Here is a 25,260-nt window from a genome sequence, read left to right as displayed (position 1 = left end):
ATCTCCCTGAGAACAGAAAGGGACCATTGAACCAGAAGAATTGAAAGAACTGCGGCAAAGAATCCGGACCGGCGGGACGGCCGAGGACTTCAATCCGCCATCACCGGGGCGGCCTTGGCGCCCGACTTGGCGGGACCGCCGTCCGGCGATGACTTCAGGTCGAAGTCGAATGTGTTGCTGCCGCTTTTGACGTCGGCGGACAGTTCGGACTCGGCCTGATATTTGGGGGGGATGGCGTGGCTCATGGTGCCGCCGGTCGGGGCAAAGAAGACCACTTTGCTGGGGCCGACTTTGCAGCCTTTGACACCCTGCACGTACTCCAGCGAGTACCGGCCGCTGTCGTCGGAGATGCCAGTGGCGGGCCGGCCGCTTTCGGGCATGAAGGAGACGATGACTCCGCTGAACGGCTCGCCGTCCATCGTGACGGTGCCCGAGACGGTTCCGATCGGCGGTCGGTCACCCTGCCCACAACCGGACACCAAAAGTGCAGCGCCAAGCAAGAGGTACTGCGAAGTCAGCCGGGGGCACCGGGTACGAATCGGCAGCATCGAGAGTCGACCCTTTCGAGAATGTTTCCAGCAAGTGAAACGATTGACGAGTTCGCCGCACTGACGTTCGCCCGCCCTCGGAATTGCATCAGTCGACGTTGGAACTGCGAAACGAGAACGAGCGTCGAAATGCCCGACTCGACCGGCCTGCTTTAGAACCCGCGGCTTCGGCGAATGTTCTGGGGAATCAGCAACTCCGATGCCATTTTTTTCGGAATGCGAATGCCACTGTGATGCTGATGCAGTCTCATTGTGTGCGGAAGTCGAGGTGTCTCTGGGGGCCGAGGGCCGACCCTCAAGCGACGCGTCAGTGCTAAAGGCTGAATCGCCGGAAACACTCGGCCACGGAAGTTCTCTGCTGAGATCGGAGGAGGAGCGCAAAGTCTCCAAGGCCGAAGCAGGCGGGGTGTACGGACCGAGCCGCCGTTCGCCAGTCTGCGACGGTGATTCCATCGGGCTGAAAGTTCAAACAGCCAAATCGACCTCCTGAAAGGTCAGAGCTGGTCACGTTGAAGCAACGACTGAAACGGCAAGGACGAATGCCGCGCCGACAAATGAAAATTGTGTGAATTTTTGATGAGCGTCAATTTACAATACGGAGAAGTACCATCGCTTTCAACCAAGTTGTCTGAGAAGTCTGAAGGATTTTGCGCGAAGTACTGATGACGAAGGCTTCCGGAATGAATTCGATGAGCAGCGTCGCGCGAATTCCGGGTGGCGAATCGGACGACATTCCGCAGCGATTCGAACAGAACGGACTGGAAACGCCGCCGTCGTGGAGAGGCGCCCGTCGTTCGAATTGAGCCGCTTCTCGACGACTCCGGGAACGGCGGCGGGGATGGAATCGTCGAATTGTCGTGCCCGCCTGCCCCGCTGCCGCGGCGGACCGACGGGCGTGTCTCACGGTCGAGTTCTTCCAACAGTCATTGCGCGGGCCGGATGAACGCGGGGCAGAACACCTCGACTCGATTGTGTGGTCCGGGGAGGCGACTGGTGACTGCAGTGCTGATTGCGGGAATCGTCCTGGCGGGAATCCTGCTGCGCGGACGTCAGTTGCCCTCAATGCCGCCGCGTGAGTTGACGCCGGCGGAGCATGCGGAGATCGCCGAAATCATCCGGCGCGAGACATCCCGCCCGGTTCGCTGGATGACGCACGGCCACGACGGGACGGTGCAGGTGCATGCCGGTGGGGATGGCGAACTTGGAGGCGGGATGTTTCAGATCCGGAACGTCGACGGAGGCTGGAAGGTCCTGCGCAGCACGGTGCTGTTCTGACGACTGCGGCGCTTGAGAACTCGTGGCCCACAGCAACTGGCCTTCGAACCGGATCAACGGTCCTCATGGAATGATGGCGGGGCTGAGGTCCGCCGTCGAAGTGGATCGCGAAAACGAAGCCGGGCTCTCCATCATGACCGGGCGCAGCCAGTGAAGCGGCCGTGCGACACTCCGGTCGCCTGGAAGCATTCCTGGCGACGAAGTCTCTGGTGGACTTCAGTCGTGACTTCGCGCGCCGCGCGGAGCTCGGACATGAGACGTGCGGCCGCGCGCGGATGACATTCGTTCCGGCGCCGACTAGGATCACTCCCTGTCCGCCGAGTTCCATTTGAGCTCCTCGACGCTTCCACGGAGGTTCCTCGCTTGTCCCACGCCGTCCTGTTCCAGCTTGCTGGAATCTTCGTGCTCGGCATCGTGGCGCAGTGGACTTCGTGGTGGGTCCGGCTTCCGTCGATACTGCTGCTGCTGACAGCCGGCATCCTGGCGGGTCCCGTCACGGGCTGGCTGCATCCGGACGAGCTGTTTGGCGGACTGCTGCTGCCGCTGGTCTCGCTGTCGGTGGCGGTGATCCTGTACGAGGGGGGGCTCAACCTCAAAGCGCGGGAACTCCGGTCGATCGGCGGTGTCTTCGTGCTGCTGACGACCGTGGGAGCGGGGGTCTCCTGGGTCGTGGGGACGTTGTCCGCTCACTGGATTCTGGGACTCCCCTGGCCTGTGGCGACGCTGCTGGGAGCGATCCTCGTGGTGACGGGGCCGACCGTGATCGGGCCGATTCTGCGCCATCTGCGCCTGCGGGGCAAAGTCGGGGCGCTGCTCAAGTGGGAAGGGATCATCATCGATCCCCTGGGAGCGACGCTGGCTCTGCTGGTGTTTACGGTCATTCAGGCGGGACCCGGACAAGGGGGCTTCGCGGAGGCCGCTCTCGTGCTGGGCAAGACGCTCGGGATCGGCGTTCTCTCCGGCGGTCTGGCCGCGGGAATCCTGATTCTGGTGCTGTCGCGGTTCTGGGCCCCCGACACGCTGAACAATCCGATTTCGCTGATGCTGATGTTCGTGGCCTTCTCGGCGGCCAACGCGGTTCAGGCGGAGTCCGGATTGCTCGCGGTCACCGTGATGGGGATCGTGCTGGCCAATCAGAAATGGGTTTCGATCAAGCACGTCGTCGAGTTCAAGGAGAACCTGACGGTGTTGCTGATTTCGAGTTTGTTCATCATTCTGTCCGCGCGGTTGCGGCTGGAGGATCTGGCGGGGCTCGGGTGGCAGAGCCTGGCCTTTGTGGCGGTGCTGGTGTTGATCGCCCGGCCGGCGTCCGTGCTGATCGCCGCGTGGCGTTCCAGCCTTTCCTGGCCCGAACGGGTCTTTCTGTGCTGTATGGCGCCCCGCGGCATCGTCGCGGCGTCGATTTCCTCGGTGTTTGCCCTGAGTCTGACGAGCGTCGGTTATCCGGAGGCGGACGCGCTTGTGCCGGTCACGTTTCTCGTGGTGTTTGTGACGGTGCTGGTTTACGGCGTGAGTGCGGCGCCGCTGGCCCGGCGGCTGGGGCTGACGCAGTCGAATCCGCAGGGGATTCTGTTTGTGGGGGCGTATCCCTGGGTGCAGGCGCTGGCCCGCATCTTGAAGGAGGAAGGCTGCCCGGTGTTTCTGATCGACACCGACTGGGCGAAGATTTCCCGCTGCCGGATGGCCGGGCTCCCCTGCCACTACGGCAGCGCGCTGTCGCACGCGACGCGGGAGGAGCTCGACTATACGGAGCTGGGACGGATGCTCGCCGTGACCGCGAACAACGAAGCCAACTCGCTGGCATGTCTCAACTTCGTCGAGGCTTTCGGTCGGCAGGAGGTGTACCAGTTGCCGTTTCCGCCGACGAAAGCGGGCGTGCAGACCGGCGTTCCGCTGGAGCATCGCGGACGGCTGCTGTTCGGACCGGACTGCACGTTCGACCGGATGGAGGAGTTGCTCTCGGGGGCCGCCCGGATCCGCAAAACGCGGCTGACGAAGGAGTTCGACTACGCCCAATTCCAGTCCGAGCACGGCGCCGCCGCCCTGCCCCTGTTTGTCGTGAAGCCCGACGGGACGGTGCAGGTCTGCACGGCGGACGGCAAGGTCGATCCGAGGCCCGGGGATCTGGTGATCAGCGTAGTGGATGAAGTGAAGAAGTCGGAAGGGGAAAGTGCAGCGGCTGGTGGAGCGAGTTGAGGGGCCGATCGGGTCGGCGAAATGGCTGCTCGTGACGTTTCACTTCGCGTGCGGCTGGCTGATTTCATGCGGATCCACGGTCGGGCGTGCAACTCGGGACCGCAGCGTTCGGCCTCTTGATTGGAGACCGCAGGCGGACAATGCTTGTCGATCGCGGTTCGAATCTGGAGAGCTGGAGAGCTTCGCATGACATCGGTCACGCCGCTGCCGCCGGAAGTTCAATGCGACACGTCCTTCGGCGGCGGAGCCGTTTACATTTTCCCGCGGCGCGATCTGGGGGGCTTCCGCTGGGTCGGGCTCGCGCCGATCGCCGGCGGTTGCGTCGCACTCGCGTTTCTTGCGTTCTGGGTCTGGGGCTTCGCCGGCGGGATGGTGCAGATGTTCGGCCCCTGGGGAGCTCTCTCAGGGTTGCTGATCCTGCCAGGCGTGGCCGCGGCCGTGGGAGGGGTGCTGCTGGGAGGGGCGATTTCGTTCGGGCACGCCGAGATTCATGTTGCCAACGGGGTAATTCGCTATGGCGAGCGGATCGGCCCGATTTTCTGGAGGAAGTCCGTGCGGCGCGAAAGGATCGCGCGGCTGGCCGTCCACAGCATCCCGCGGAACGAGCAGCGGGCCCAAGCGGGCCTCGCGCGGCGCGTCGCCGAGATGGCGGCGTTGAAGGCGGAGGTCCACCAGGGGAAGCCGCGGTGGCTGGCGATCGGGTATCCCGAGCCGTGGCTGAAGGCCGTTGCCGACCAACTGGCGGCGGAGGACGCGCTGGATGTCGCCGCCGTCGCGGCGCCGCCGTTGCCGGTCGTGCTGGTGGAGAGTCCCGTCCGATTCGGCGCCGGAGATATCGACCGTTTCGAGAAGCCGGCGGGGAGCCTCGTTGAACATCGGGAGATTCCGGGGGGCTTCACGCTCGTCGTTCCCGCGCTGGGCGTCTGGAGAGGGAGTGCGGGGCTGTTCCTTTTCAGTCTCTTCTGGTGCGGATTCATGACGCTGTTTACTGGCGGAGTGGGCTTATCGCTGCTCAACGGCAAGATGCCTGCCGGCGGGGAAGTCTGGAATTTTGCGATGGTCATGGCGGTCTTCTGGGCGGCCGGCTTGGGCATGTTGCTGGCGGCGATCAACATGGGCCGCCGTCAGGCGGCGATCGCGGTCGCCGGTGGCCAGCTCAAGTTGATCCAGTTGGGCCTGTTCGGCACGAAGCGAAGGGAGTGGCTCCTGGAGGAACTGGCCACCGCCCGCATAGGGAAGAGCGGGATGGAGGTCAACGACGTGCCGGTGATGCAGCTCCACATCGTTCCTCGCGACGGGAAGCCCTATAGTCTGCTGACAGGCCGCGATGACGAGGAACTGGAGTGGATCGCGACGCTGCTGAGACAGGCGATTCCGCCGCAGCAGGGGGGCGGCGAGCAGTGATCGGCGTCAACGGCGGTTGAAGATTTGACTTCGAGTGCCAGGGCCGTGTCGGACGTGACGCAATTCCAAGTGAGTTGGAGCGCTCGCGCGGCTGGCACAGCCGTGGCACACAATAGATCAGCGGACTGCCAGGAATGCCGGGTGCGATCACTGCCCAAACTCAATAAACGCATCCCGTTCGAAATAGAACAGAAACGCTTTCAGTAAGTCGTCCGGAGAACAGTCGGGTCGCTGCTTTCGGGCGTTGTCGACAATGTCCTTCACGTCAGCGATCGAGAGGGCGTAGCGCATCCCCGGTGCAGGAATGGCGTCCGTGCCGGTCATCGGGATTGCAAATAATCGTGGGAGTATTCAGTTCCCAGCGGATCTCGACTGGCAGATAGAGCGCCGCTCTCCACGGTAATGATGGAGCCGACTGCAACGTCTCTGCGAGTGTCTTTTCCATGGTATTCATGTCGCGATCCTTCAGTTCTCGATCCCAGCCTCTGCCAGTGATCGACTGATTGCTTCGCAGACCGCTGATTCGGACTGCGTGAGGTCAATCGATGCGAGGCGGAGCCTGGGCTGCGCGAAATCGTCAATTGTTGGCGGTCCCGGTTGATCCGGCTTTTGTTCCTGGAAGGACGGGGAGGGCCTGGCGGCGCTGGGCTGTCAGCGACTTGCCTAAGTGGTCGTCGATCCACGCGAGCAGGTCGCGATGCCGCACGGCGTTCAGGGCTTCGCAGATCTTTTCCTCGCTGATCCGCACGACCGACGCGGCCATCCCCAGAATCAGTTTCGTAAAGCCGCCGCGGCTGTGCTGGCCCTGCAAACGCTTGCCCTTGCCGATCAGCGATTCCAGCACTTCGCTGCTGGCCGGCAGACTCTGTCCGGGGAGCACGCCGCTCGACTGCTCGCTCACGAACTCCACCAGCCGCGCCGCCGCACGCTCACCGGCAGGCGTTCGGGCCACCGTCTCCAGTTGCCGGCGCAGCGTCTCGCCGGCGGCGGCGTGGTAGCCCGCCACGCGCAGGAACTCCAGCATGTGGTCCTTGACCGCCTGCAAGTCGTTCCAGTCCACGAGCGCCTCCCGGAAGTCGCGGATCCAGCCGAACTTCTCCTCGAGCCGCGTCAGGTCGAGACCCGCGGGACGTTCGGCCGCGGGCGTGTCGATCAGCCGCAGCATGCGGGCGCCCCAGCCGATCAGCGGCCCCAAGTTCAAGTAACGCCCTTTGACTTTCTGCGTGGGGGGAGCAAGGTGTCCGAGTTCCGTCTGCTTCACCCGTGGCTGCGTCTGCCCGCAGTGTTTGACGAACGCGATCCACCGCGGATCGGCGAGCAGTTCGTGCTTGAGCACGATCGCCGTCTTGTGGGCGATGTCGTGCAGCACCTGCGTCGTCGGGTGCTGTTCGCGGAAACGCTGAGCGCCGCCGAGAAGATCCGAACCCTCGTCGCTGAGGATGGCGGCCGGCACGCCGACCAGCCCGGCCGCAGCCGCGAGCTGCCGCTGGACGATCTCGCCGCTGGATTTTTCGACCGGCTGCAGCGCCAGCAGCGTCAGATCCTGGTGCGTCAGCGGCGCCGTCAGCGCTTTCCACGCCGACAATCGCAGCCCCGCGATGACCAGACACTTCCGCGACCCCAGTTGCAGCGTGTGGTCGACGAGGAACACCCAGTCGGCGGCGAATTCCTTGGGCCGCCGCAACTCGTGCAGTCCCAGCCGCAGCAGCCACGCTTCCGCAGTATTGGCCGCAGGAGCCCCCCGGAACTGGGGCAGGCTGTCCCGCAGCAGTTCGACCACCGCCCGGCAGCCGCGAAAGCTGACCGCTCCGGCCAGACAGAACTGCAACGTCAGGCCGATGGCCGCTGCCGAATACGCATGATGGGCCGGTCGGACGGCGTCCGGGAGGGGGCCAGGGGCTGCGTCGGCGACCCGGTCAGCGCCCGGATTTTAAGGCGGCGATCTCACGTTCCAGGTCCGCCGCGCGGCGTTCGGCCGCGGCGGCCCGCGTGCGCCACATCGCGCGGCTCTTCTCGACGGCGCGGGTCTGGTTCTGCAGGAGCTTGCAGGTTCGCTTCCACTGGCCGGACTTCGCCTTCCACCGATTGCGACTCCGCTCGAAGAACCGCACCAACTTGCCCGCCGGCGACGAATACCGGGCGACGGCTGTTTCGCTGGTTTCGCAGGTCATGACGTTCCTCCTTGAACAAAAAGCCCAGTGGAACAAAAACGCGACGATTCGCCGAGGCCAATTGCCCCTGAAAACGACGGATTTCGCGCAGCCCAGGCGGAGCCTCGCGGCCGGACGTGCCCATGCAGAGCATGGGTGCCAGGAACATGGTCAGAGATCCGTGCTTCACGCCTGTCATGCCGAACGTTGTTGTCTGCCCCGTGGAATCAGGCTCACCAGGCTGCCGGCAACGACCCCGGCGACGAATGACGCCGGGGCGGTCCAGAGGAATTCCAGGCCCCCCAGTTTGAAGAACGCGATCCCCACCGCGACGCCGATGCTTGCCACCGTCGCGGCGACGCCGCCGGCCGGCTTCGCCCACGGCACGAACAGCGCCAGGAAGAAGAGCACAAACAGCGGGGCGGTCAGCAGGTTGACGACTTTGATGCATAGCTCCAGCAGGTTCGTGGCCAGTTGCCCGACGAACATGCTCAGCAGCACCGCGAGGATGCCGATCAGCACGGAGGCGACCCGCGCGACGCGGACCGTTTCATGCGACGTCCAGCGGGTCCGCATGAGTCGCCCGATGAAGTCGGTCGTGATCACGGCGCTCGCCGAGTTCATTCCGGACGACAGGCTCGACATCGCCGCGGAGAGCATCGCCGAGATGACCAGCCCGCCGAGCCCGGCCGGCAGGACCGTCACCACAAAGCGGGGGAGCAGTTCGTCCGCCTGATCGAACAGACCTGCAGCGGCGGCGGGGCTGTCGGCACGCGCCATGAAGTAGCCGATCAGCGCCAGGCCCACCGCTCCCAGCAGCAGGGCGATGAAGACTTCGGTGATCAAATGGACGCCGAACGACCGGCGGGCGGACCTGGCGTCGCGCGTCGACAGGTAGCGCTGAATCGCCATCTGGTCGGCCCCGCAGGTGCAGGTCATCCAGACCAGCATGTTGAGAAACGCTCCCATGAACGTCACGCGGACGTCGGTGCGGAACCAGAAGACCGGTTTCTGCCAATGCGTCGCCCAGGTCTCCGGCCACCACGCGCCCACGCCTCCCAGGTCGATCGACACCACCACGATAATTACGATTGCGCCGACGAACATGATCAGCGACTGCAGGGCGTCGGTCATCACGACGGCGCGCATCCCCCCTTCGGCGGAGTAGATGAGGGTGATGATTCCCATCGCCGCGGCGAGGAACGGCGCCCAGAAAGGATCGAGTCCCAGCAGCGGAACGAGGACTTTGCTGGTGGTGGCGTAGAGGATGGCGGCCATCCAGACGATGCGGAGGGCCATGAACATCGTCGCGCCGAGCAGCCGGCCGGTCAGTCCGAGCTTGAGTTCCAGCAGTTCGTAGCCGCTGGTGACGTTCTCCTGCCGCATGATCCGCGGAATCAGCCCCCAGCCGACGATGGCCATGACGAACGGAAACGCCGTGAGCTGGGCGAAGATCATCGGCCCGTTTTTGATCATTTCCCCCGGGTACGCCAGGTACGACAGCGTGCTGGTCAGCGTGGCGAACAGGGACAGACCGATCATGAACGGACTCATGGTCCGCCCGCCGAGCAGGTAGTCGTCGGAGGTCTGCACGCGCGATTTGTAGTAGCGGCCCACGGCGAGCATGGCGAGGGCGTAGAGACCGATGACGGCCAGGTCGAGTGGACGCATAGAGGGAGCTCGGTGGAGGGCCGGCAGTCGGCGGGCGGGTGAGTCAGTCGGAGGAATGGCGAGTGCGAGGAACGATTCGCCGGGGGCCGATTCGTCAACGGCGGAATCGAGCCGGCGCCTGAGAACGCGGCTGAAGGTAACGCAGCGGACGAACCGTCACAACAACCATTTTCGGACGCGCGGTATCTACTTCACCGTCAGCGTCTCCGTCTTCGCATGAAACGCCTGCTCTGCCGCCAGTTCTGTCTCGCGGGCGTGCTTCAGTTTGGCGCCGAGGGCTTCCAGCTCGTCCTCGGTCTGACCCAGCTTCTTCACGTACCGCTGATGCAGCGCCTCGGCTGGGCCGACGGCCCGCAGGCTTTCCCGCAGCCGCTGCTGCTCGGCGATCAGCTCCCGGTTGCGCTGTTCCAGCGGTTCCCGCTCCGCGGCGAGCTTCCGCAAGGCTGCCTGTTCCCGCTGCAGGTTCTTCAGCGCCGCCTGCACTTCGACCGAGGCCAGCGCCGAGTTCCCGTACGTTTCGAACTGAGCCTGCGACATCTCACGGAGCGGAAGTCTTTCATCGGCCGGCTTCCATTCCGTCGCGGCGAATGTGTCTGTTCTCCCGGCCGGGACTGTGAAGGCGAACCGGTACGACTCTCGCGTCTTCTCGGCCGGGGCCGGTTCGACGGTCGGCCAGTTGGCGTCGAGTGGCTGTTCCAGCAGCAGCTTGCGCGGCTGGTCGCTGGAGTTCTTGACCGTGTACGTCGTCCGGCGGGCGTCCCTGCGCTTGAGCAGCACCCGACCTGTGTCGATGCTGACCCCGATCAGCTCCGGGGGCTCGGTCGCCGTCGCGGTGACGACTTCGGTCTTCAGATCCAGCGCATAACTGATGAGGCGCTTTGTCCCCGACGGAACATCGCCCAGCCGGGCGTCTCCCGCGTATTCGCCGTCATCGAAGACGGTGATCGGCCCCGCCTGCAGGTGGAGCTTCGTCGAGTTGGTGAGCTGTACGCCGGCGAGGGGATGGCTGGGGTGGACCCGGCTGTCGAAGATGGCGACCTGTTCGCCGGTGATTTCGTCGTTGACGATCGGCAGCATCGCCGACTCGTGCCGCTTCAGCGAAACGGGCGTGGCAATCGCATAGCGGAACGAGTGACCGATTTCGGCCGTTTGTGCGACGGATTCCATGCTGGATGTGTGGGCCGCGAAGCCGGGCGTGTTGTCCCCTCCCCCGCCGAAGAACCCGCCCCCCATCGATCCGCCCATGCCGCCCAGCCCGCCGCCGAAGCCTCCCAGGCCGCCGTAGCTCGGCAGCCGGGCGGGCTTGCTGGCGCCGGCGAGGAACTCGTCGACCTGCTGATAGAGATTCTGCTGGTACGTCCGCGGCTGGACGGCGGTGGGCGTTTCCGGCGCGACTGTCGGCCGGGTGGCGAACAGGGGCGAATAGAGGTCCATCTGGAACGAGATCGGCTGGCCGCCGAGCAGCGTGAGCTGAATCTCGCTCCAGTCCTGCGACGTGGTGTTTTCAACGATCGCCCAGCCCTGCAGCCTGGGCGGATCATTGTCGTCCAGCACCAGCCGGTAGCTCGTTTTCCAGACGGGGACTTCCTGCATGTAACCGACGCGGATCTGACGGGGGCCGTCGCCGCGGAGATCGAGCTCGACCGTCTTGCGGCTCTCCTGGTGGGCGCCGGCGAGCAGGTCGAGCGCCTGCTGAAAGTCGCGGTCGATTTTCTCTTCGGGGAAAGCGGTGGCGAGGATCGACGCCACCGGAACCGAACGAATGCCGGTCGCCGTCCGCACCGTCAGAATGTCCGTGTCGACGACCTGCGCATTGGCGGCCATCGTTCGCCGTCGTTCGACGCCGACGATCGTCCCCTTGGTCGTACCGTCGAGCCCGGTCGAGCTGAACTCGATCTGATGCCCGCGCAACTGGTGGAAGATCTGCGACAGGGAGGGATTGGCGGTGAGATCGACCGAGAGCTGCCGGAGCGTCTCCGAGACCGGTTCCGGCGAGGCGTAATTGACCGCGGCGATTTTGCCGCCCCCCAGATCCTGCACGACCAGACTCTTGAGGAGATCGTTCAATTCGCCCGCGCCGACGGTGAATTCGACCTTCCGGTTCCCTTCGACCGGGCCGCCATGCTCGAAGAACCCGATCCCCGAGTTGACCATGACCACCCGGCGGAGGGGGAGCGGCTCGGCGGCGGGTACGGTTCCCGCGACGGCGAATCCCAGTCCGCAGGCCAGCCCCAGCCGAGCCAGGGGGCGGGAACGCGCGAGGAGCAGTTGCGGCAGCGACATGAAAAGATCCTCTGGGGAGTGTTGATTTCGGCTCAAAACGGCGTTCCGGACATCAGGGACCGTCGACGTCCGTTCTCCAGCAGGAAACGTCAGGCAGGCGCGGGTTTCAACGGAATGCCGTCAGACAGAGGACGCAGTCCCCGCCAACATCGTTCCCTTGTGCAGAATTTCGCGTCTCTTGCCTGTTTGGAACTTGGCGTTTGTGATTTGGAGCTTTCTCGGTCCCCAAACCCAATTTGCAGTTCCTGGATCGCACGCGGTATGGTGATAACCTGTCACTGAGATGCTAACTCGGGAGAACGACCGATGACCAGCCGCGTGTGGGGTGTCCTGGCGATTTTGGCCGTCGGCAACTGCGTCGGCAGCGTGGGCCGGGCTGAGGTCGAGACGGCGGGGACGGCTGCAGGGACGCCGTCACCCGAGGCGGTTCTCCTGCTGCGTGCCGATTGGGATTGTGACCAGACGCCGCTCGACGAGTGGCTGCGGTTTGTCAGCCAGCGCTGCCGGATTCCGGTATTTCTGGCCGTCGAGAAACTGCGGGACGCCGGGATCGATTCGACCACGCCGGTCTCGCTGGAACTGGGCGATGTGCCGCTGCATGTGGCCCTGACTCACGTGCTGGAGTCACAGGATCTGGATTTTGCGCCCGAGGAGGGCATCTTCGTGGTGAGCACCAGGGAGGAGCTGGAACTGCGGCTGTCGACTCGCGTCTATCCGGTGCAGGATCTGGTTCCGGGGGAGGAGGACTGGAGCAGTCTGATGATGGCGATTCAGGACTCCACCAGTGCGATGTGGGAGCAGGTCGACGGCGAAGGAGGGGCGATGACCCCCGTGCCGGCCACGGGGTCGCTGGTGATCCGTCAGAACTGGAAGACGCACCGGCAGATCCGCGCGCTGCTGACGGCCCTGCGGCGTGCGGCCCGGCTGCAGGACGTGCCGTCGATCCCCGCGACGCCGCTGGGGGCCGACGATTTTGAGATCCTGCCGCCGGTTGCGCTGGGTCAGGCCGAGAAGCCTGAACTGACCAAGCCGGCTCCCGTTCCGGCGTGGCGGGTTCCGCGGCGGTATGACGAGCAGCGGCCGGGGCGGGGGAAGCGGTAGGGGGTGGGGTTGTCGCAGCCGTGGCGTCTCGGCGGGCGAACAGGCCCGCGTCACCTGGAGCTACGACCCCACCGGACAGCTCCTCGCCGAGGCCCGCAGCGGGGCGAACGCCTACCGCACGACCTACGTCTACGACCCGTCCGGCAACCGCACGGTGGAAATCACCGAGACGAATCGGACGACCAGCGTGTATGATGGGGCCAGTCGACTTCTCGCGTCGAACTCGTTCTCTGGCAACACGACTGCCACGGGCAGCTTCTGCCTCCGGCAGGAAATTCACCGCCTGTTCCGTCGTTAGTGCATTGCAGGCCCTGTGCTCCGGCTGCCGCAGGCACAAAGCGGCCGTGCCGCACCGGCGGGGAATCGCACCCGTCTGGAAACGCCGGCGCTGGAGCTGACCACCTACACGTGGAACGCCGAAAACCAGCTCACGCAGATCGCACTCCCTGCGGGGGACGTCGTCACGCACGTCTGGTCGCCGGTCAATAAGAACGCCGAGGAACGGATCGTCGAGCAGGACGACGGCGTGATCGTCACGCGATTCCTGTGGGACAACAACAACGTCGTGCGGGAGACCGATGACGTCGGCGCGGTCGAGGCGGAGTACACCTACCAGCCGGAACCGTTCGGCGACCTGGTCAGCCAGCGGCGGGATGCGGACAGCTCGTTCTACCGCTTCGACGCCCTGGGGAGCACGACCGGCCTGACCGACGCCACCGGAGCCGTCACCGATGACTACCGCTACCAGGCGTTCGGGGAGCTGGTTGAGACGACCGGAGCAACCGAGAACCCGTATGGCTGGGTGGGGCGGGTCGGCTATCGCTACGAGCGCGCGATCTCGCTCTATAACGTGCGGTGGCGGGATTACGACCCGGCCAGTGGGCGGTTCGTGTCGCCGGATCCGTTGGGATTGGCGGCGGGGGATGCCAATCTCTATCGCTACGCCAGAAACCGATCCATCCAGCATTCAGACCCAACTGGCCTCGGCCCAAAGCCTAACTCACAAGAAGACCTCCTCCTTGGATTGTTCGCCTTTTTCCTACAGTCTAATCCCAGTGAGTCCCAAGTTGCTGATTTCATCGCTGAGCACGCACAAACTGGAGAGCAGACTGAGGCACTATGGAATTACTACGCCGCGCATCTACAGGAACACACTCCCCCCAGCGGACAAGAGCCCAATCCCCCGCTCGGACGCCCTTACATGCCACCGGCTGTCGGAGCTCTCGACGACGATCCTTTACAAAGGTACTACTGCAAACTCGAATCGCTTGGTTGGACACTCTCCCGCCCGCAAGACCCCTACGAGTTGGCTTGGCTTGCCGGAATCGACCAACACATCGTCAAACAAATAAAACCCGCACCTGCTCTGTCCGGTACCTTTATGCCTTGTTGGAACGCGTTAATTGGAAATAGTCTTCGAACTCTCATTCTTCGCCGAGAAGAGATCCTCTTAAAGGCACGACTCGACCGCCGCGGCGAGTACACGGCGCCGCCCGAGTTTCATCGAGCATCGCGGGAAGCAGCGTGCGAAGACGCCGGCTCGGTTATGGACTGTGTCGAAGTCGTATTGCTTGTATGCGATGTTGCCGCTGCTGCTCGCGCGGTATCCTCATTAGCAAGGAATGCTGGGCGAATCGGGCGGTGCGCGCCTCGTGTTGGTAGTTCGCGACCGTTCCGATGCATTCAAGGTGGTTCTGATTCACCTCTTCCCTCAGGAATGCTTGACGACGATCTCGCTCACCTCCCGGCCCCCTCCGGCCCCGGCACGTCGGCTCATACTCCGGTGCTCGGATCGGAGTGGTACGAGCATTTCGTTGCGAAGTACGGTGCAGACAATGTACAGTGGTCGCGACTGCCGGCATTTACAGGTGGAAAGCCAGTCGGAGTGTTAAGAACGGCTCAGGGAGAATTTGACTTAACGAGCTGCCTAAAAGGGCCTGCTCGCACTCTGCCACGGTTGCCTGGTCTGACATTGGTTCCAAAGACTCACGTTGAAGCACATGCCGCAGGCATTATGCGTCAACTGGGAGCAGAAGAAGGAATATTGTTTATTAATCGCCGCCACTGTCGCTATGAGTGCCGCGGGAAAGAGATGGGTTGCGATGTTTACTTGGGAGATTGGATTCCAGAGGGGGCTCGCCTGCGAGTTATCGGTCCTGACGGGTACGTAGGCGATTTTTAATGGTAGAGGCGGTGAAAAATGACCACATGGACGGTGACTGACGGTAGTCGTGACGTTTTAGTAGCGACCTCGTGGAGGGACGTCGAGGCGTGTCTCACGAACATACTGAATGCGGGAGACAAATCTCCGGTGTTAACGCTTGCGCCGAATGATCAGCCTCATTTTGCTCAATTTGGGTTATCGAACTCTGCCTGTTTTCTCGAATTTCATGAAGATGTGGGGGCGTGCGATACATTTATTGCACAAGATGAGACTTCAGAGTCCAATGGCATTGCGGTGTTTGACTACGTCGGCGAATTAAGTGAAGTAGACTGCTCCATGTGTATTTCGCGCGATACGCTTCTTGCTGCGTTACACGAGTATGTTGAGACGTGTTCGCGCCCAAAGGCTGTGTCTTGGATCGAGATTCCGTGAAAGTGCGGCGGAGAATGTAGTTTCCCCGAGGCGGCACAGGTTGGGCGCCTTCGTCCTACCTGTGCCGCAGAGCGATGGGAGGTTGACCGCATGTTGCGGTCATTGGACTTGCCTGGGGCGCCAGCTTGCTGTAAGCCAGTGAATGCGATGACGACTCTTGTTGGAGCGGTGGGATGCCTTCCAAGCGACGGATCATCGACGATGCCCTGTACGCTCACTTCGTGATGTGTTTCGTCTATCGTCGACGGTGACTGCTGGACCATGACCACGCGAAGTGGATCAGTTTCTGGAGCGACTCGATATTGTTCTGGAGCGGGTTATAGCGTGTTCCGTCGTCTTCGAGATTTGGAGTTCGGAACAGGCAATTGAAGTCTCTAATGCAAACTGGCGGGGCCGACGTTGTGGATCGAATCCGCATTGCAGCACATTGGGAAGGCAGCTTGGCGCATCTTGCCGCGCAGAGTTGGAGATCGAGCGGGAGGGGTGCCGATGCGGCGACTGGTGTGCCCACTATGGCGCTTTCACACGTCGTCTCAACACTCTTCCGCACCCACCGCTGCCACCCGCTCCTCGTCGGCCTCCCCGGCATCGGTCGCACCCATGCGGTCCAGGACTTGGCCCGGCAGGCATCCTCCGGCGAAATCCCCTTCCTCTCTGAGCACAAGTTCCGCAGAATCGACTGCCGGTACGTCAGCCCAGAGGACAGCCGGGCCTGCCTGGAATCGATCTTCGCCTCGGCGGTCAACGAACCGAAGCTGGTCCTCTGCCTGGACGGCATCGCGTCGTTGTTGCGGCGATCCGGAGGCGGTTCGAATCGGTCGCACCTGTGCGGCCTGCTGGACCGGCCGGGCCTGCGGGTCATCGGCGTGATGACGCCGTGGGAGTACGCCGACCTGGTCGCCGGTGATGCCGAGATGCTGCGATACTTCGCGCGGGTCGATCTCCACGAGCCGGACGAACCGACTGCCGAAGCCATCGCGGCCGAGCATGCCGCCGAGTTCGCGCAGTCACACAATGTCGCGATCGCGCCGGAGCTGGTTCGCCGGACGGTGCAATTGACGTCGCACTTTCTGCTCAACGAGTACCATCCCGCCAAGGACATCAATGTCCTCCGCGAAGCCTGCGAACGGCTGGCCTTCGAGCGGCTGATGCACCACAGTGACCGGCAGACGCTGGAACTGGCCGACATCGCCGCCGTCCTGCACGAGCGGACCGGTATTCCGGCCGAGACGCTGCTGGGATGCGGCGACGAAACCGACTTCGCCGCCGCCCTCTCCGCGGCGGTGGTCGGCCAACCGAACGCCGTCGAAACGGCCGCCCGCGAACTGCGGCTGATCAAGGCGGGGCTCTCCGCCCCCGGCAAGCCGGCCTCGGTGATGCTCTTCGCCGGCCTGACCGGCGTGGGGAAGACCGAACTGGCCAAGCGGATCGCCGAGGTCTACTCGACCAGCCGCCGGCTGCAGGTCTATTCGATGGGGAATTTCACCGAACCCCACAGCGTCTCGGGCCTCATCGGCGTCCCGCCGGGCTACGTCGGCCACGCCGGCACTGCCGGTTCGTGCCGACTCAGAGTTGGGTTGGGGGTGGATGGTCGATGCGGCGGCGGTGGGAATGCCCACGCCGACCGGGCGATTTTCTCCGTCGTTCGACTGTCGTTCCGGGGCGATCGCCATTTGCGAGAACCGGAATAACCCTCACGTCCCGTTCGGGGAGCGTGGATCGGCGGATTTCCCAGGACGCGCGGCCGATGCCCCGCTTCGTGGGTTTGCGATCGGTGATACGGTTCGGGGAGGAGTGGCCGAGGGGCCAGTTGTACCCGTAGTGTCTTCGGCAAGAGAGTCCATCGTGATGCGATTTCCGCGGGGTCTGGCGGCGTCCGTCCGTCTCGTCGTCGCTGCAACGCTGTTGGCGGCGTGCGGCAGCTCGTCGGCCGGGGCCGGCGTGCTGAGCGGCACCCTGAAAACGAGCGCCTCCGGCTGCGACAGGCCGCTCGCCGGGGCCGAGATCACCTTGTTCGAGGCGACGGAAACGCAGCCCGGCGAACTCGGAAAGGCCGTGACCAATAAATCCGGGCGGTTTGAGATCACGTCGCCCACGGACACGTCATCGAGCATCTTCTTCGTGACGGCCAATCTCGGCAACGGGGTCGAGTTCGTGACGATTCTGGGGCCGGATCTGCCGCCGTCGACGACGATCAACGAGCTCACCACGGTCGCCGCCGCCTGGTCGATGGCGCAGTTCTACCGGACGGGGGTGATCGCGGGAGACGGTTTCGCACTGCAGCTAGCCGCGGGGATGAATGACAACATCGTGTCCTCCGCGACCGGGGAATCGTCGCCGGTCCTGCAGTCATCGCCGAATGCGGATGAGACCAACTCGCTGCGTCTGACGCGCTCGCTCGCCAATCTGCTGGCGGCCTGCGTGAATCACCCGCTCGTTCGAAGAGTCTTTTTCGAGCTCACGAGACCGCCGGGCGGTTCTACGCCGGTGAATACGGTGCAGGCCCTGGCGAGTCTTGCCAGGAATCCCGGTCAGAACGTGGCGACGATTTACTCGTTCACGAAGCTGCGCAATGCGTATTGCCCGGCGTTGGTGAGGATGCCGGACGCCTGGACGGTGACCGTCAAGGTGAACGACTCGGGGAATGACGCCTTTCTGTTTGGCGGACCGGCCAACATTGTCTTCGACGCAAAAGGGTATGCCTGGGTCGCGAATAACGTGGTCCAGGGGACGACCAAGTCCGCGAAGCATATCATGGTTCTCAAGCCCAACGGACAACCGGCCGATGGAGCGAACGGCACGCCGACCTCGCCGATCAGCGGCGGCGGCATTCTGGGGGTCGGCCTGGGGATCACGCTCGATCCCAGCGGTTCGGTCTGGGTCGGGAACTTCGGCTGGGGAGGCGACAACCCGACCACGTCCGGGAACGGAAGCATCTCGAAGATTTCGGGATCGGGAGTGCCACTCTCGGTTCCCAACGGCTACCAGGGGGGGCCGCTCCGAGTGCAGGGCGTCGGGACGGACTCCGCGGGGAATCTCTGGATCTCCAGTTTCGGGAACGACAGCGTCTACGTGTTCCCGCTGGGCAATCCGGAGCAATCGAGCGGCGTTCAGCAGTACAAGGGAAGCCAGCCGTTCGGCATGCATGTCACCCGCACCGGCGCCGCATGGGTCACCAACGGCGGCGGATTCGACGGCAGCTATCCCAGCAGCGTTGCAAAATTCGAGCTGAACGATCAGGGCGCCGCGGAACTGAAGTTCCGGAAATTCGTCGGCAAGGCGCTCAAGTCGCTGGCCTCCGACTCCTACGGAAACGTCTGGGTCGCCTCCCAGGGGGACAGCAAAATCTACGGCTACCGGCCCGACGGCACGCAATTCGGCAGTTTCAGCGGCGGCGGAATCAATGGTCCGTGGGGCGTTGCGGTCGATGGCGAAGACCACATCTGGATTGCGAATTTCGGACCGCTGCAGCCAGGCAGCAATTTCACCACCGGCCGCGTCTCAAAACTCTGCGGCGCCAATCCGGCTGCCAGGCCTCACGGCAAGGCCACCGGGGCGCCTCTTTCACCTTCGACGGGATACACGCTGCCATCCGCCGGCAGCCAGGTCTTGCTGCACGATGGCACGCCGCTTTATGGATCGAGTGGTCCGCGCAGTTTCACTCCGCTGATGCGGCAGACGGGATTGTCGATCGATCGGGCTGGCAATCTCTGGACCGTCAACAACTGGAAACCGAACTTCAACACGGATGTCCGATCGAACCCCGGCGGGGACGGCATCGTAATCTTCGTCGGACTGGCAGCGCCGCCTGCAGTTCCCCAATAAACTCGCCTGCGATCGCCGTCGGCGCCGCGCGACGCCGGGGAAATTCCCGGCAGGGCCGACAACGGCTCAGCCATCCCTGTTCCGAGTCGCCCCTACTGTCCCGACATCGAGACCGCCCCTGCCCCGCCGACTGACTGCTCGACGGCGCTCATTCGGGCTTCCAGGCTCGACAGTCGGGCCTGAGTGTTCGGACTGTCTTCGAGCGCCAGCTTTCCGCCGATGGAGAGGCAACCGGAACAGACGACCGTCAGCGCCAGGGCCAGCAGCAGGCTGTCGATGGGGTGTGAACGTGGAAGCACGGCGGGGTCTCCGGGGTGGCCAGAGCGAGTGGCGTCAGGGCATGGCCTGGGGAAGCGGGGATTCCAGCGGCACCGGCGCGACGAAGTTCTGTTCGGCGGGGAGCATCAGCACCGCCGGGGGATTGACGGATTTTTCGAGGCCGTTCACCCGGGACTCCAGTTGCGCCATCCGTGCTTCGAGGTCGGGACAGGTCTGCTGGATGGTCCGGCCGCCGATGCTCAGGCCGATGCAGCCGGACAGCGCGGCACTGCCGCAGCAGGCGATGGCCAGACGGACAATGGGACGCATAGCGACTCTCCGAGCGCTTCGCCGGACTTGCTGGCGGACCGTGGTGAACAACTGGCGTGTGATAGATCCTGCCCGCCGCCAGCGTCCAGAGGGACCGCGCCGGCGGAGGCTGCTGGAACCGGCCCGGCGTGACAGATCCTGCGAACAACGGCAGCCGATGCCGGTTGGCGGCCGTTGGTCCGGAGCCCGGTCCTGGTAGAGAAAACGCAGGATGCTGTGTTACGCTCTGGCGGATCTGGTAGCCTGTGGCCCGTTCGTTCGCAGGATGTTGCACTCGGGAAATCGCCGTGAAACGCTTCGCCATCGCCTGGGCTCGCTTTGCCACGTCCGCCTGGGTCGGAGCGGCGACGCTGTTTGTCATTACGTCGGTCATGGAAGTGACTGACCCGCGGTTGGAGTCGACTGTTCGCGATATTCTGGTGGCCGTCCGTTTCCCGTCGTTCTACGCCACCGGGGCCGCGCTGCTGGGGACCGCCTGGCTGGCGACTCTGGTGGGGCGGCGCTGGTTCACAGCGGCCCTGCTGGGGGTCACGCTGGGATTGATGGCGGCGGATTATGTGGCGGTCTATCAGCCGCTGGTGGAACTGGTGACCCCTCCCGGCAAGCCGCGGACCGAGGCGTTTCAAACGTATCACCGCTGGTCGGAAGGGCTGAACGGCGTCGAACTGCTGCTGTCGCTGGTGGCGGCGCTGACGCTCTGCAGCCGGAATGTTTCCCCCGCGCCGACCACTGCGCCCTGAGGCGGGGGGCGTTGTCTGTCGTTAAGAAAGTCCTCCCGATGCAGAAACCGGCCGAGTCGCCGTATCCGTTGCACGACCTGATCCGCCAGCGGTGGAGCCCGGTCTGTTTCGAGCCCCGGTCGATTCCGGAGGAAACGCTGCTGACGCTGTTCGAGGCCGCCCGCTGGGCCCCGTCGTCCTACAACGAGCAGCCGTGGTCGTTCGTGGTGGCGACACGGGACCAGCCGGACGAATTCGCCGCCCTGCTCGCCTGCCTGGCGGAACCCAATCAAGTCTGGGCCCAGAACGCCGGGGCGCTGCTGCTGTCGGTGGCGGCATTGAACTTTCAGCGGAATAGTCGCCCCAATCGGCACAGTTTCCACGATGTCGGCCTCGCGACCGCGAATCTTCTGCTGCAGGCGGAGGCCCTGCGGCTGCACGGGCATCCGATGGCGGGCTTCGACGTCGAGCGGTCGCGAACTCTGTTTGGCATCCCGGCGTCCCATGAACCGGTGGCTGCCATTGCCATCGGGTTTGCGGCTGTCGATTTTGAGAACTGTGCGCCCGATCTCAAGAAGCGAGACAGTGGAGCACGCGTGCGTAAGCCCTTGAATGAACTGGTCTTCACGGGCCGCTGGGGCGCAGTGCGGAGTGGCCGCTGACTCATTCGCGTGGACGTGCTGAGATAATCGGAACAGCCCGTATTTTCGTCAGAGTCCGGGGGCTGGCGTGGTAAGGTGGACTGGCAAGGGGCCGATTGTTGGACGCACTTGTGCCGATTGACGATGCGACAATCCGACACCCGGCGTGGATTCCCTGCGCTACGGTGGGAATTCCGTTGTCAGCCCCGGTGTCATCCCTCTACCATGAGCGGGCAATTCCGGAGGTTTGGTGAGTCTGCGTTTGTTTGGCAGGGCCTGGCGGAAGCTGCACGTCGCCCCAAGCGGAGTGATCGGCATGCCCCGATTTGTTCGCACGATTCCGATCCTCCTCGCTTTTGGGGTGTTCGCGTTCGTGCGCACCGAGCCAGCGTCTGCTCAGGCGCCCGATCCCGTCGCGGATCCCGCGGCCCCGGCGCCGAACGCCCCGGCGGACTCGCCGCTCCTGAAGGAGCCGCAGACTCCGGAGGAATTGTTCGCCGCCACGTTGCTGATGACTGATCTGGCCCGGATGGATCTGGCCCGAAAGTACCTTGATCTCTTCGCGGCTGGAAAACCGGACGGCGAAGTGCTGCTGCAACTGCGAGATAAGCACGGAACCGCTGAATTCGTGCGGCTATCGCGGATTCCGGAGTTGCGGCCGACATCCTCGAAACTGCTGACGGAGCTCGAGGTTGCGGCCCGTACCCGGGCCGCCGATCCGGCCTTTGTCGACGGCCTGATTACGAAGCTGGCCGGCGATCCGGTTGATCGGGAGCTGGCGATCCGGGATCTGACGAACCTGGGACAGCCAGCGGTTCCGGCACTCGTGGCCCGCTTGGCGGCTCCAAAGTCTGACGAAGACCGGGACCACATTACCTACGCATTGATTCGGATGGGTCGGCAGGTCGTTCCCCCTGTGCTGGGGACGCTGGAGGCCCCCGACGAGGCCGTTCGAACGGCGGCGATCAGCGTGCTCGGATGGCTGCGTGCCGGAGAAGCGGTCCCCTACCTGTGGTATCCGGCGTTCGGTTCGGAACAGCCGGAAGGGGTCAAGATTGCAGCGGCCGAGGCGCTGGCGCGAATCCGATATGGAAAGCCGCAAGCCGTCGACCGGATCTCTTCGATCGAAGCCGCGGGAGAGCTGCGGAAGCTTGCCGCCGGGTATTTCGACCAAACGCAGGAAGCACCCCTCGACGACGACGGCCAGGCCGCGGTCTGGACGTGGGACGCGGGTGCGGGAACCGTGGCGAAGCGTCTCTGGCCTCCCCGGCTGGCAAAATTGTGGTACGCGACGCGATTTTCGCGCGAATCGCTGGCGCTGTCGCCGACGATGCCGGAAGTCCAGGAGCAGTTTCTGGCGGCGCTCCTGGGGCTGGAAGTGGAGTCGGTCGGCATCGACCAGCCATTGCCTGAATCGCCCGGTTCGCCGATGTATCTGGCCATGACGGCCGGTGAGGCGATGCTGGTTGGCGTTCTGAAAGAATCCTTGGCGGCCCGCCAGACTGGGGCGGCCCTCGCGGCCGTTCGCGGATTGAGCGCTGTGGGGACGCGCGATGTCCTGAATCCCAAGGGCGGTCTGCGATCTCCAGTTCTGTCGGCGCTCAACTATCCCGACGATCGCGTTCAGTTCGAAACTGCCGTGACGATCCTCCGACAGGAGCCGACGCTTCCGTTCACCGGGGCTGACCGGGTGGTGGATATTCTGCGTCGAGCACTTCTGGACGGCAGCGAGCCGAAGGCCATTGTCATTGATGCCGACCAGACTCGATCCAGTCAGGTAAAGGGTTTCCTTGCGTCCTCGGGCTACGACACTCAGGTCGTGCGGAGCGGCCGGGAGGGGTTTCTTCTCGCCGCCGAGATGGGGGCCGTCAACTTTGTCGTCGTTCAAGTCAATGTTGCACGCTGGGGCCTTTCGCAGACGATCGCGAATTTTCGAGCCGATGCACGAACCGCTGCGATTCCGCTGGTCATCTATGGCGCGGAAGAGGATCGCTCGAAACTGCGCCGGCTGGTTTCCGAGAGCGCCCCCGCCGTGTTCGCCGCGGAATCGCCCTCTGAGGCGGACTTCCTGCGCGAGGTGAAGCCGTTCCTGAAGTCGATTGCCGTCGCTCCCCTGTCATCCGCCGAACGGCAGACTCGCCGGACTGTGGCGGCGTACTGGCTGGCGGAAATCGCAAGTTCGGGATCGCGGGTGTTTCACCTGACACCTGCCGAGCCAGCGCTTTCGAGCGTCGCAGAGGACGCACAGCTCTCGACCAATGCGTTGATTGGTCTGGGGGGCATCGGAACCGCGGAGTCGCAGCGAAGGTTGTCGGAAGTTGCCTTGAACGGACAGCTCCCCGAGGCGATGCGGGTGAATGCAGCGCTGCAACTCGGCCAGCATGTTCAGCGCTACGGGCTGCTGCTGAGCAAGTCCGAAGTCGAGGGTCTGCAGGCAGGCTGGAAGCTGGTGGAAACGCCCCGGCTGAAGGCCGCTCTGGCCGCCGTGATCGGTTCTTTGCAGCCGGGTTCCCGCGTGCTGAGTGAACGACTGCAGGAATTTCCGTGGCGGACGACCGTCGGGCAATAGCCGCCACGGATCTCCGATTTCGGTTGCCTGGCCTCCGGTCCGTCCATTCGTATCGGACATCGCTGTCGGCTCGTCGAGATAGCTCGACTTGAAGCCGGGGACAGGCAGGCTCAGCCCACTGCCTGCTAATTGCTCAATCACCGCTTGGACCCCAGATCTGGTGTCTGTTGGCGTCGTGAGTCCGGTAGGTTGTGGGTGGGGCAGGTTCGGATCGCTGGCGCGACCTCAGTCCGGCGAGCGGTGGGAATCGAGCGGACGCCGGATGCGACTCAAATCGGCATGATTCGTGCGTAATCTCTGCGGAGGCGACCGGAGTATGGAGGTTGTGCCCGGAAAGCGGGCAGCTCTGTCTGGTTGTTGGGCGGATTGGTTTTCGTGGACTTGGAATCTGCGAGGTCGATCGCCGGAAAGTCCAGGATACAATAGCAGGACGCACAGGGGGCCGCCCATGATGACCGCATCGCGACCAGTCAGCGTGCAGAGGCCACCAGCGAACTCAGTGAGGCAGCAACCTTCCATGAGCACGGCGACCGCGACGGATAGCACACCGCGGATGGATGCTCCCCTGCTTGAGGGGATGATCGGCGGCAGCCCCGCCATGAACGACGTGTACAAACTGACCCGTCAAGTGGCGAGTTCTTCGGCGACGGTGCTGCTGCTGGGGGAGACCGGCACCGGCAAGGAGCTTGTTGCGCGGGCCATTCACGAGCTCAGTCCGAGATCGACCGGACCGTTTATTCGCGTGAACTGCGGCGCCCTCAGCGAGAGTCTGCTGGAGAGCGAACTGTTCGGCCACGTGAAGGGGGCGTTCACCAGCGCCCACGAGAATCGGACCGGCCGGTTTGAAGCGGCTCATGGGGGTACGATTTTCCTGGATGAAATCAATTCCATGAGTTACACGCTGCAGGTGAAACTGCTGCGTGTGCTTCAGGAGCAGGAGTTTGAGCGTGTTGGCGATACGAAGACCATTCGTGTCGATTGTCGAATCATCGCGGCCACGAATCGCGATCTGCTGGATGAAATTGACGCCGGCCGGTTTCGGGAAGACTTGTATTACCGGCTGAATGTGGTGCCGGTGTACCTGCCGCCGCTGCGAGAACGAGCCGAAGATATCGGTCCGCTGGTGAAGTTCTTCGCCCGGAAATATGCGCATGCCAACAGCCGGTCCGTGCCGCGACTCCCGGATGATGTGATCGACATGCTGCAGAAGTATGCCTGGCCCGGCAACGTGCGGGAACTGCAGAATTACGTCGAACGCGCGATCGTTCTGTGCACCGGCGAGATTCTGCATCTGGATCTCTTTCCGCCTCACGTCCGGGGGCTTGCGCCGATCCGGCTGAGCCGCAGTCGCTCCAGCAGCCTGCAGACCCTTTGCAGCGAACTGGTCACGCTCGGGCTGATGAACGCCGGCGACGATGCCTCCGATCTGCACGAAAAAGTAGTCTCGCTGGTCGAGAAGGAATTGATCCTTCAAGTGTTGCGGACGTGTCAGGGTGTTCAGACGAAGGCGGCGTCCCGCCTGGGAATCAATCGCAATACGCTCCATAAGAAGATCGACGACTACCACCTGCAATCGGAAGCCCGCTAAACACGGGCGTTCGCGAACGCCTCGGCGGGAAATTGGGTGTGGACCGAGGGGGACACCAAGACACGTTCTGCGTGTCGGTCCTGCGGACGATGCCGTCATCGAGTTT

The 25,260-nt window shown here is 63.8% G+C and carries 21 protein-coding genes; 13 read left to right on the top strand and 8 right to left on the bottom strand.

The genetic code is table 11. The annotated features are described in order from the left end of the window. Positions 1-89: 89 nt before the first annotated feature. Positions 90-419, bottom strand: coding sequence for a hypothetical protein (locus SH412_RS12490; protein ID WP_336523849.1), 330 nt, complete (start codon positions 417-419; stop codon positions 90-92). Between the two features lie 1,122 nt (positions 420-1,541). On the opposite strand from SH412_RS12490, the gene SH412_RS12485 reads away from it, so the two are divergent. From SH412_RS12485 to SH412_RS12475, 3 genes are all read left to right on the top strand, one after another. Beyond that, positions 1,542-1,823, top strand: a complete 282-nt coding sequence (locus SH412_RS12485; RefSeq protein WP_336523848.1) for a hypothetical protein — start codon at positions 1,542-1,544, stop codon at positions 1,821-1,823. 363 nt (positions 1,824-2,186) lie between these two features. Further along, positions 2,187-4,019 (top strand): cation:proton antiporter, encoded by a 1,833-nt coding sequence (locus SH412_RS12480; RefSeq protein ID WP_336523847.1) that lies wholly within the window; start codon positions 2,187-2,189, stop codon positions 4,017-4,019. A 186-nt stretch (positions 4,020-4,205) separates the two neighbouring features. Continuing rightward, positions 4,206-5,423, top strand: a complete 1,218-nt coding sequence (locus SH412_RS12475; protein ID WP_336523846.1) for a hypothetical protein — start codon at positions 4,206-4,208, stop codon at positions 5,421-5,423. A gap of 147 nt (positions 5,424-5,570) precedes the next feature. Here SH412_RS12475 and SH412_RS12470 read toward each other — a convergent pair whose 3' ends face one another. From SH412_RS12470 to SH412_RS12450, 5 genes are all read right to left on the bottom strand, one after another. Then, entirely contained in the window at positions 5,571-5,747 is a 177-nt protein-coding gene (locus SH412_RS12470) for a DUF7716 domain-containing protein (protein WP_336523845.1), read from the bottom strand. A gap of 253 nt (positions 5,748-6,000) precedes the next feature. After that, complete coding sequence (locus tag SH412_RS12465; RefSeq protein WP_336518718.1) at positions 6,001-7,251, bottom strand: hypothetical protein; 1,251 nt, start codon at positions 7,249-7,251, stop codon at positions 6,001-6,003. Between the two features lie 88 nt (positions 7,252-7,339). Continuing rightward, entirely contained in the window at positions 7,340-7,594 is a 255-nt protein-coding gene (locus tag SH412_RS12460) for a hypothetical protein (protein ID WP_336518717.1), read from the bottom strand. 174 nt (positions 7,595-7,768) lie between these two features. Further along, positions 7,769-9,244 (bottom strand): sodium:solute symporter family transporter, encoded by a 1,476-nt coding sequence (locus SH412_RS12455; RefSeq protein ID WP_336523844.1) that lies wholly within the window; start codon positions 9,242-9,244, stop codon positions 7,769-7,771. 186 nt (positions 9,245-9,430) lie between these two features. After that, on the bottom strand, positions 9,431-11,527 hold the full coding sequence (locus tag SH412_RS12450) for a hypothetical protein (RefSeq protein WP_336523843.1): 2,097 nt from the start codon (positions 11,525-11,527) through the stop codon (positions 9,431-9,433). A 306-nt stretch (positions 11,528-11,833) separates the two neighbouring features. On the opposite strand from SH412_RS12450, the gene SH412_RS12445 reads away from it, so the two are divergent. The 6 genes from SH412_RS12445 to SH412_RS12420 all read left to right on the top strand — a co-directional run bounded on the left by SH412_RS12445 (position 11,834) and on the right by SH412_RS12420 (position 19,049). Beyond that, positions 11,834-12,628: a hypothetical protein gene (locus SH412_RS12445; RefSeq protein ID WP_336523842.1), complete on the top strand. Its 795-nt coding sequence runs from the start codon at positions 11,834-11,836 to the stop codon at positions 12,626-12,628. Then, positions 12,594-12,926 carry a hypothetical protein gene (locus SH412_RS12440; RefSeq protein WP_336523841.1) on the top strand — a complete coding sequence of 111 codons (333 nt, stop codon included), beginning with the start codon at positions 12,594-12,596 and terminating at the stop codon, positions 12,924-12,926. The genes SH412_RS12445 and SH412_RS12440 overlap by 35 nt, the downstream gene beginning before the upstream one ends. Positions 12,927-12,941: 15 nt before the next feature. Further along, the gene (locus tag SH412_RS12435; protein ID WP_336523840.1) at positions 12,942-14,810 is read left to right on the top strand and encodes an RHS repeat-associated core domain-containing protein; all 1,869 of its coding nucleotides are present in this window, start codon (positions 12,942-12,944) and stop codon (positions 14,808-14,810) included. 18 nt (positions 14,811-14,828) lie between these two features. Then, entirely contained in the window at positions 14,829-15,224 is a 396-nt protein-coding gene (locus tag SH412_RS12430; RefSeq protein WP_336523839.1) for an Imm1 family immunity protein, read from the top strand. 512 nt (positions 15,225-15,736) lie between these two features. Beyond that, complete coding sequence (locus tag SH412_RS12425; RefSeq protein ID WP_336523838.1) at positions 15,737-16,915, top strand: AAA family ATPase; 1,179 nt, start codon at positions 15,737-15,739, stop codon at positions 16,913-16,915. 154 nt (positions 16,916-17,069) lie between these two features. Beyond that, positions 17,070-19,049, top strand: coding sequence for an NHL repeat-containing protein (locus SH412_RS12420; RefSeq protein WP_336523837.1), 1,980 nt, complete (start codon positions 17,070-17,072; stop codon positions 19,047-19,049). Positions 19,050-19,141: 92 nt separating this feature from the next. Here SH412_RS12420 and SH412_RS12415 read toward each other — a convergent pair whose 3' ends face one another. Beyond that, entirely contained in the window at positions 19,142-19,348 is a 207-nt protein-coding gene (locus SH412_RS12415; protein ID WP_336523836.1) for a hypothetical protein, read from the bottom strand. 34 nt (positions 19,349-19,382) lie between these two features. Continuing rightward, complete coding sequence (locus tag SH412_RS12410; protein ID WP_336523835.1) at positions 19,383-19,637, bottom strand: hypothetical protein; 255 nt, start codon at positions 19,635-19,637, stop codon at positions 19,383-19,385. Between the two features lie 287 nt (positions 19,638-19,924). On the opposite strand from SH412_RS12410, the gene SH412_RS12405 reads away from it, so the two are divergent. From SH412_RS12405 to SH412_RS12390, 4 genes are all read left to right on the top strand, one after another. Then, a complete protein-coding gene (locus tag SH412_RS12405; protein WP_336523834.1) occupies positions 19,925-20,377 on the top strand; it encodes a hypothetical protein in 453 nt (150 codons plus the stop codon). Between the two features lie 38 nt (positions 20,378-20,415). After that, a complete protein-coding gene (locus SH412_RS12400) occupies positions 20,416-21,018 on the top strand; it encodes a nitroreductase family protein (RefSeq protein WP_336523833.1) in 603 nt (200 codons plus the stop codon). 295 nt (positions 21,019-21,313) lie between these two features. Beyond that, positions 21,314-23,566, top strand: a complete 2,253-nt coding sequence (locus SH412_RS12395) for a HEAT repeat domain-containing protein (protein WP_336523832.1) — start codon at positions 21,314-21,316, stop codon at positions 23,564-23,566. Positions 23,567-24,119: 553 nt separating this feature from the next. Next, entirely contained in the window at positions 24,120-25,154 is a 1,035-nt protein-coding gene (locus SH412_RS12390; RefSeq protein ID WP_336523831.1) for a sigma-54 interaction domain-containing protein, read from the top strand. Positions 25,155-25,260: the final 106 nt, after the last annotated feature.

Origin of the sequence: Planctellipticum variicoloris (assembly GCF_030622045.1) — a bacterium.
Classification (GTDB): Bacteria; Planctomycetota; Planctomycetia; order Planctomycetales; family Planctomycetaceae; genus Planctellipticum; species Planctellipticum variicoloris.
The sequence above is the reverse complement of the archived record's forward strand: the minus strand, read 5'-3'. Positions and strand labels throughout refer to the sequence as shown.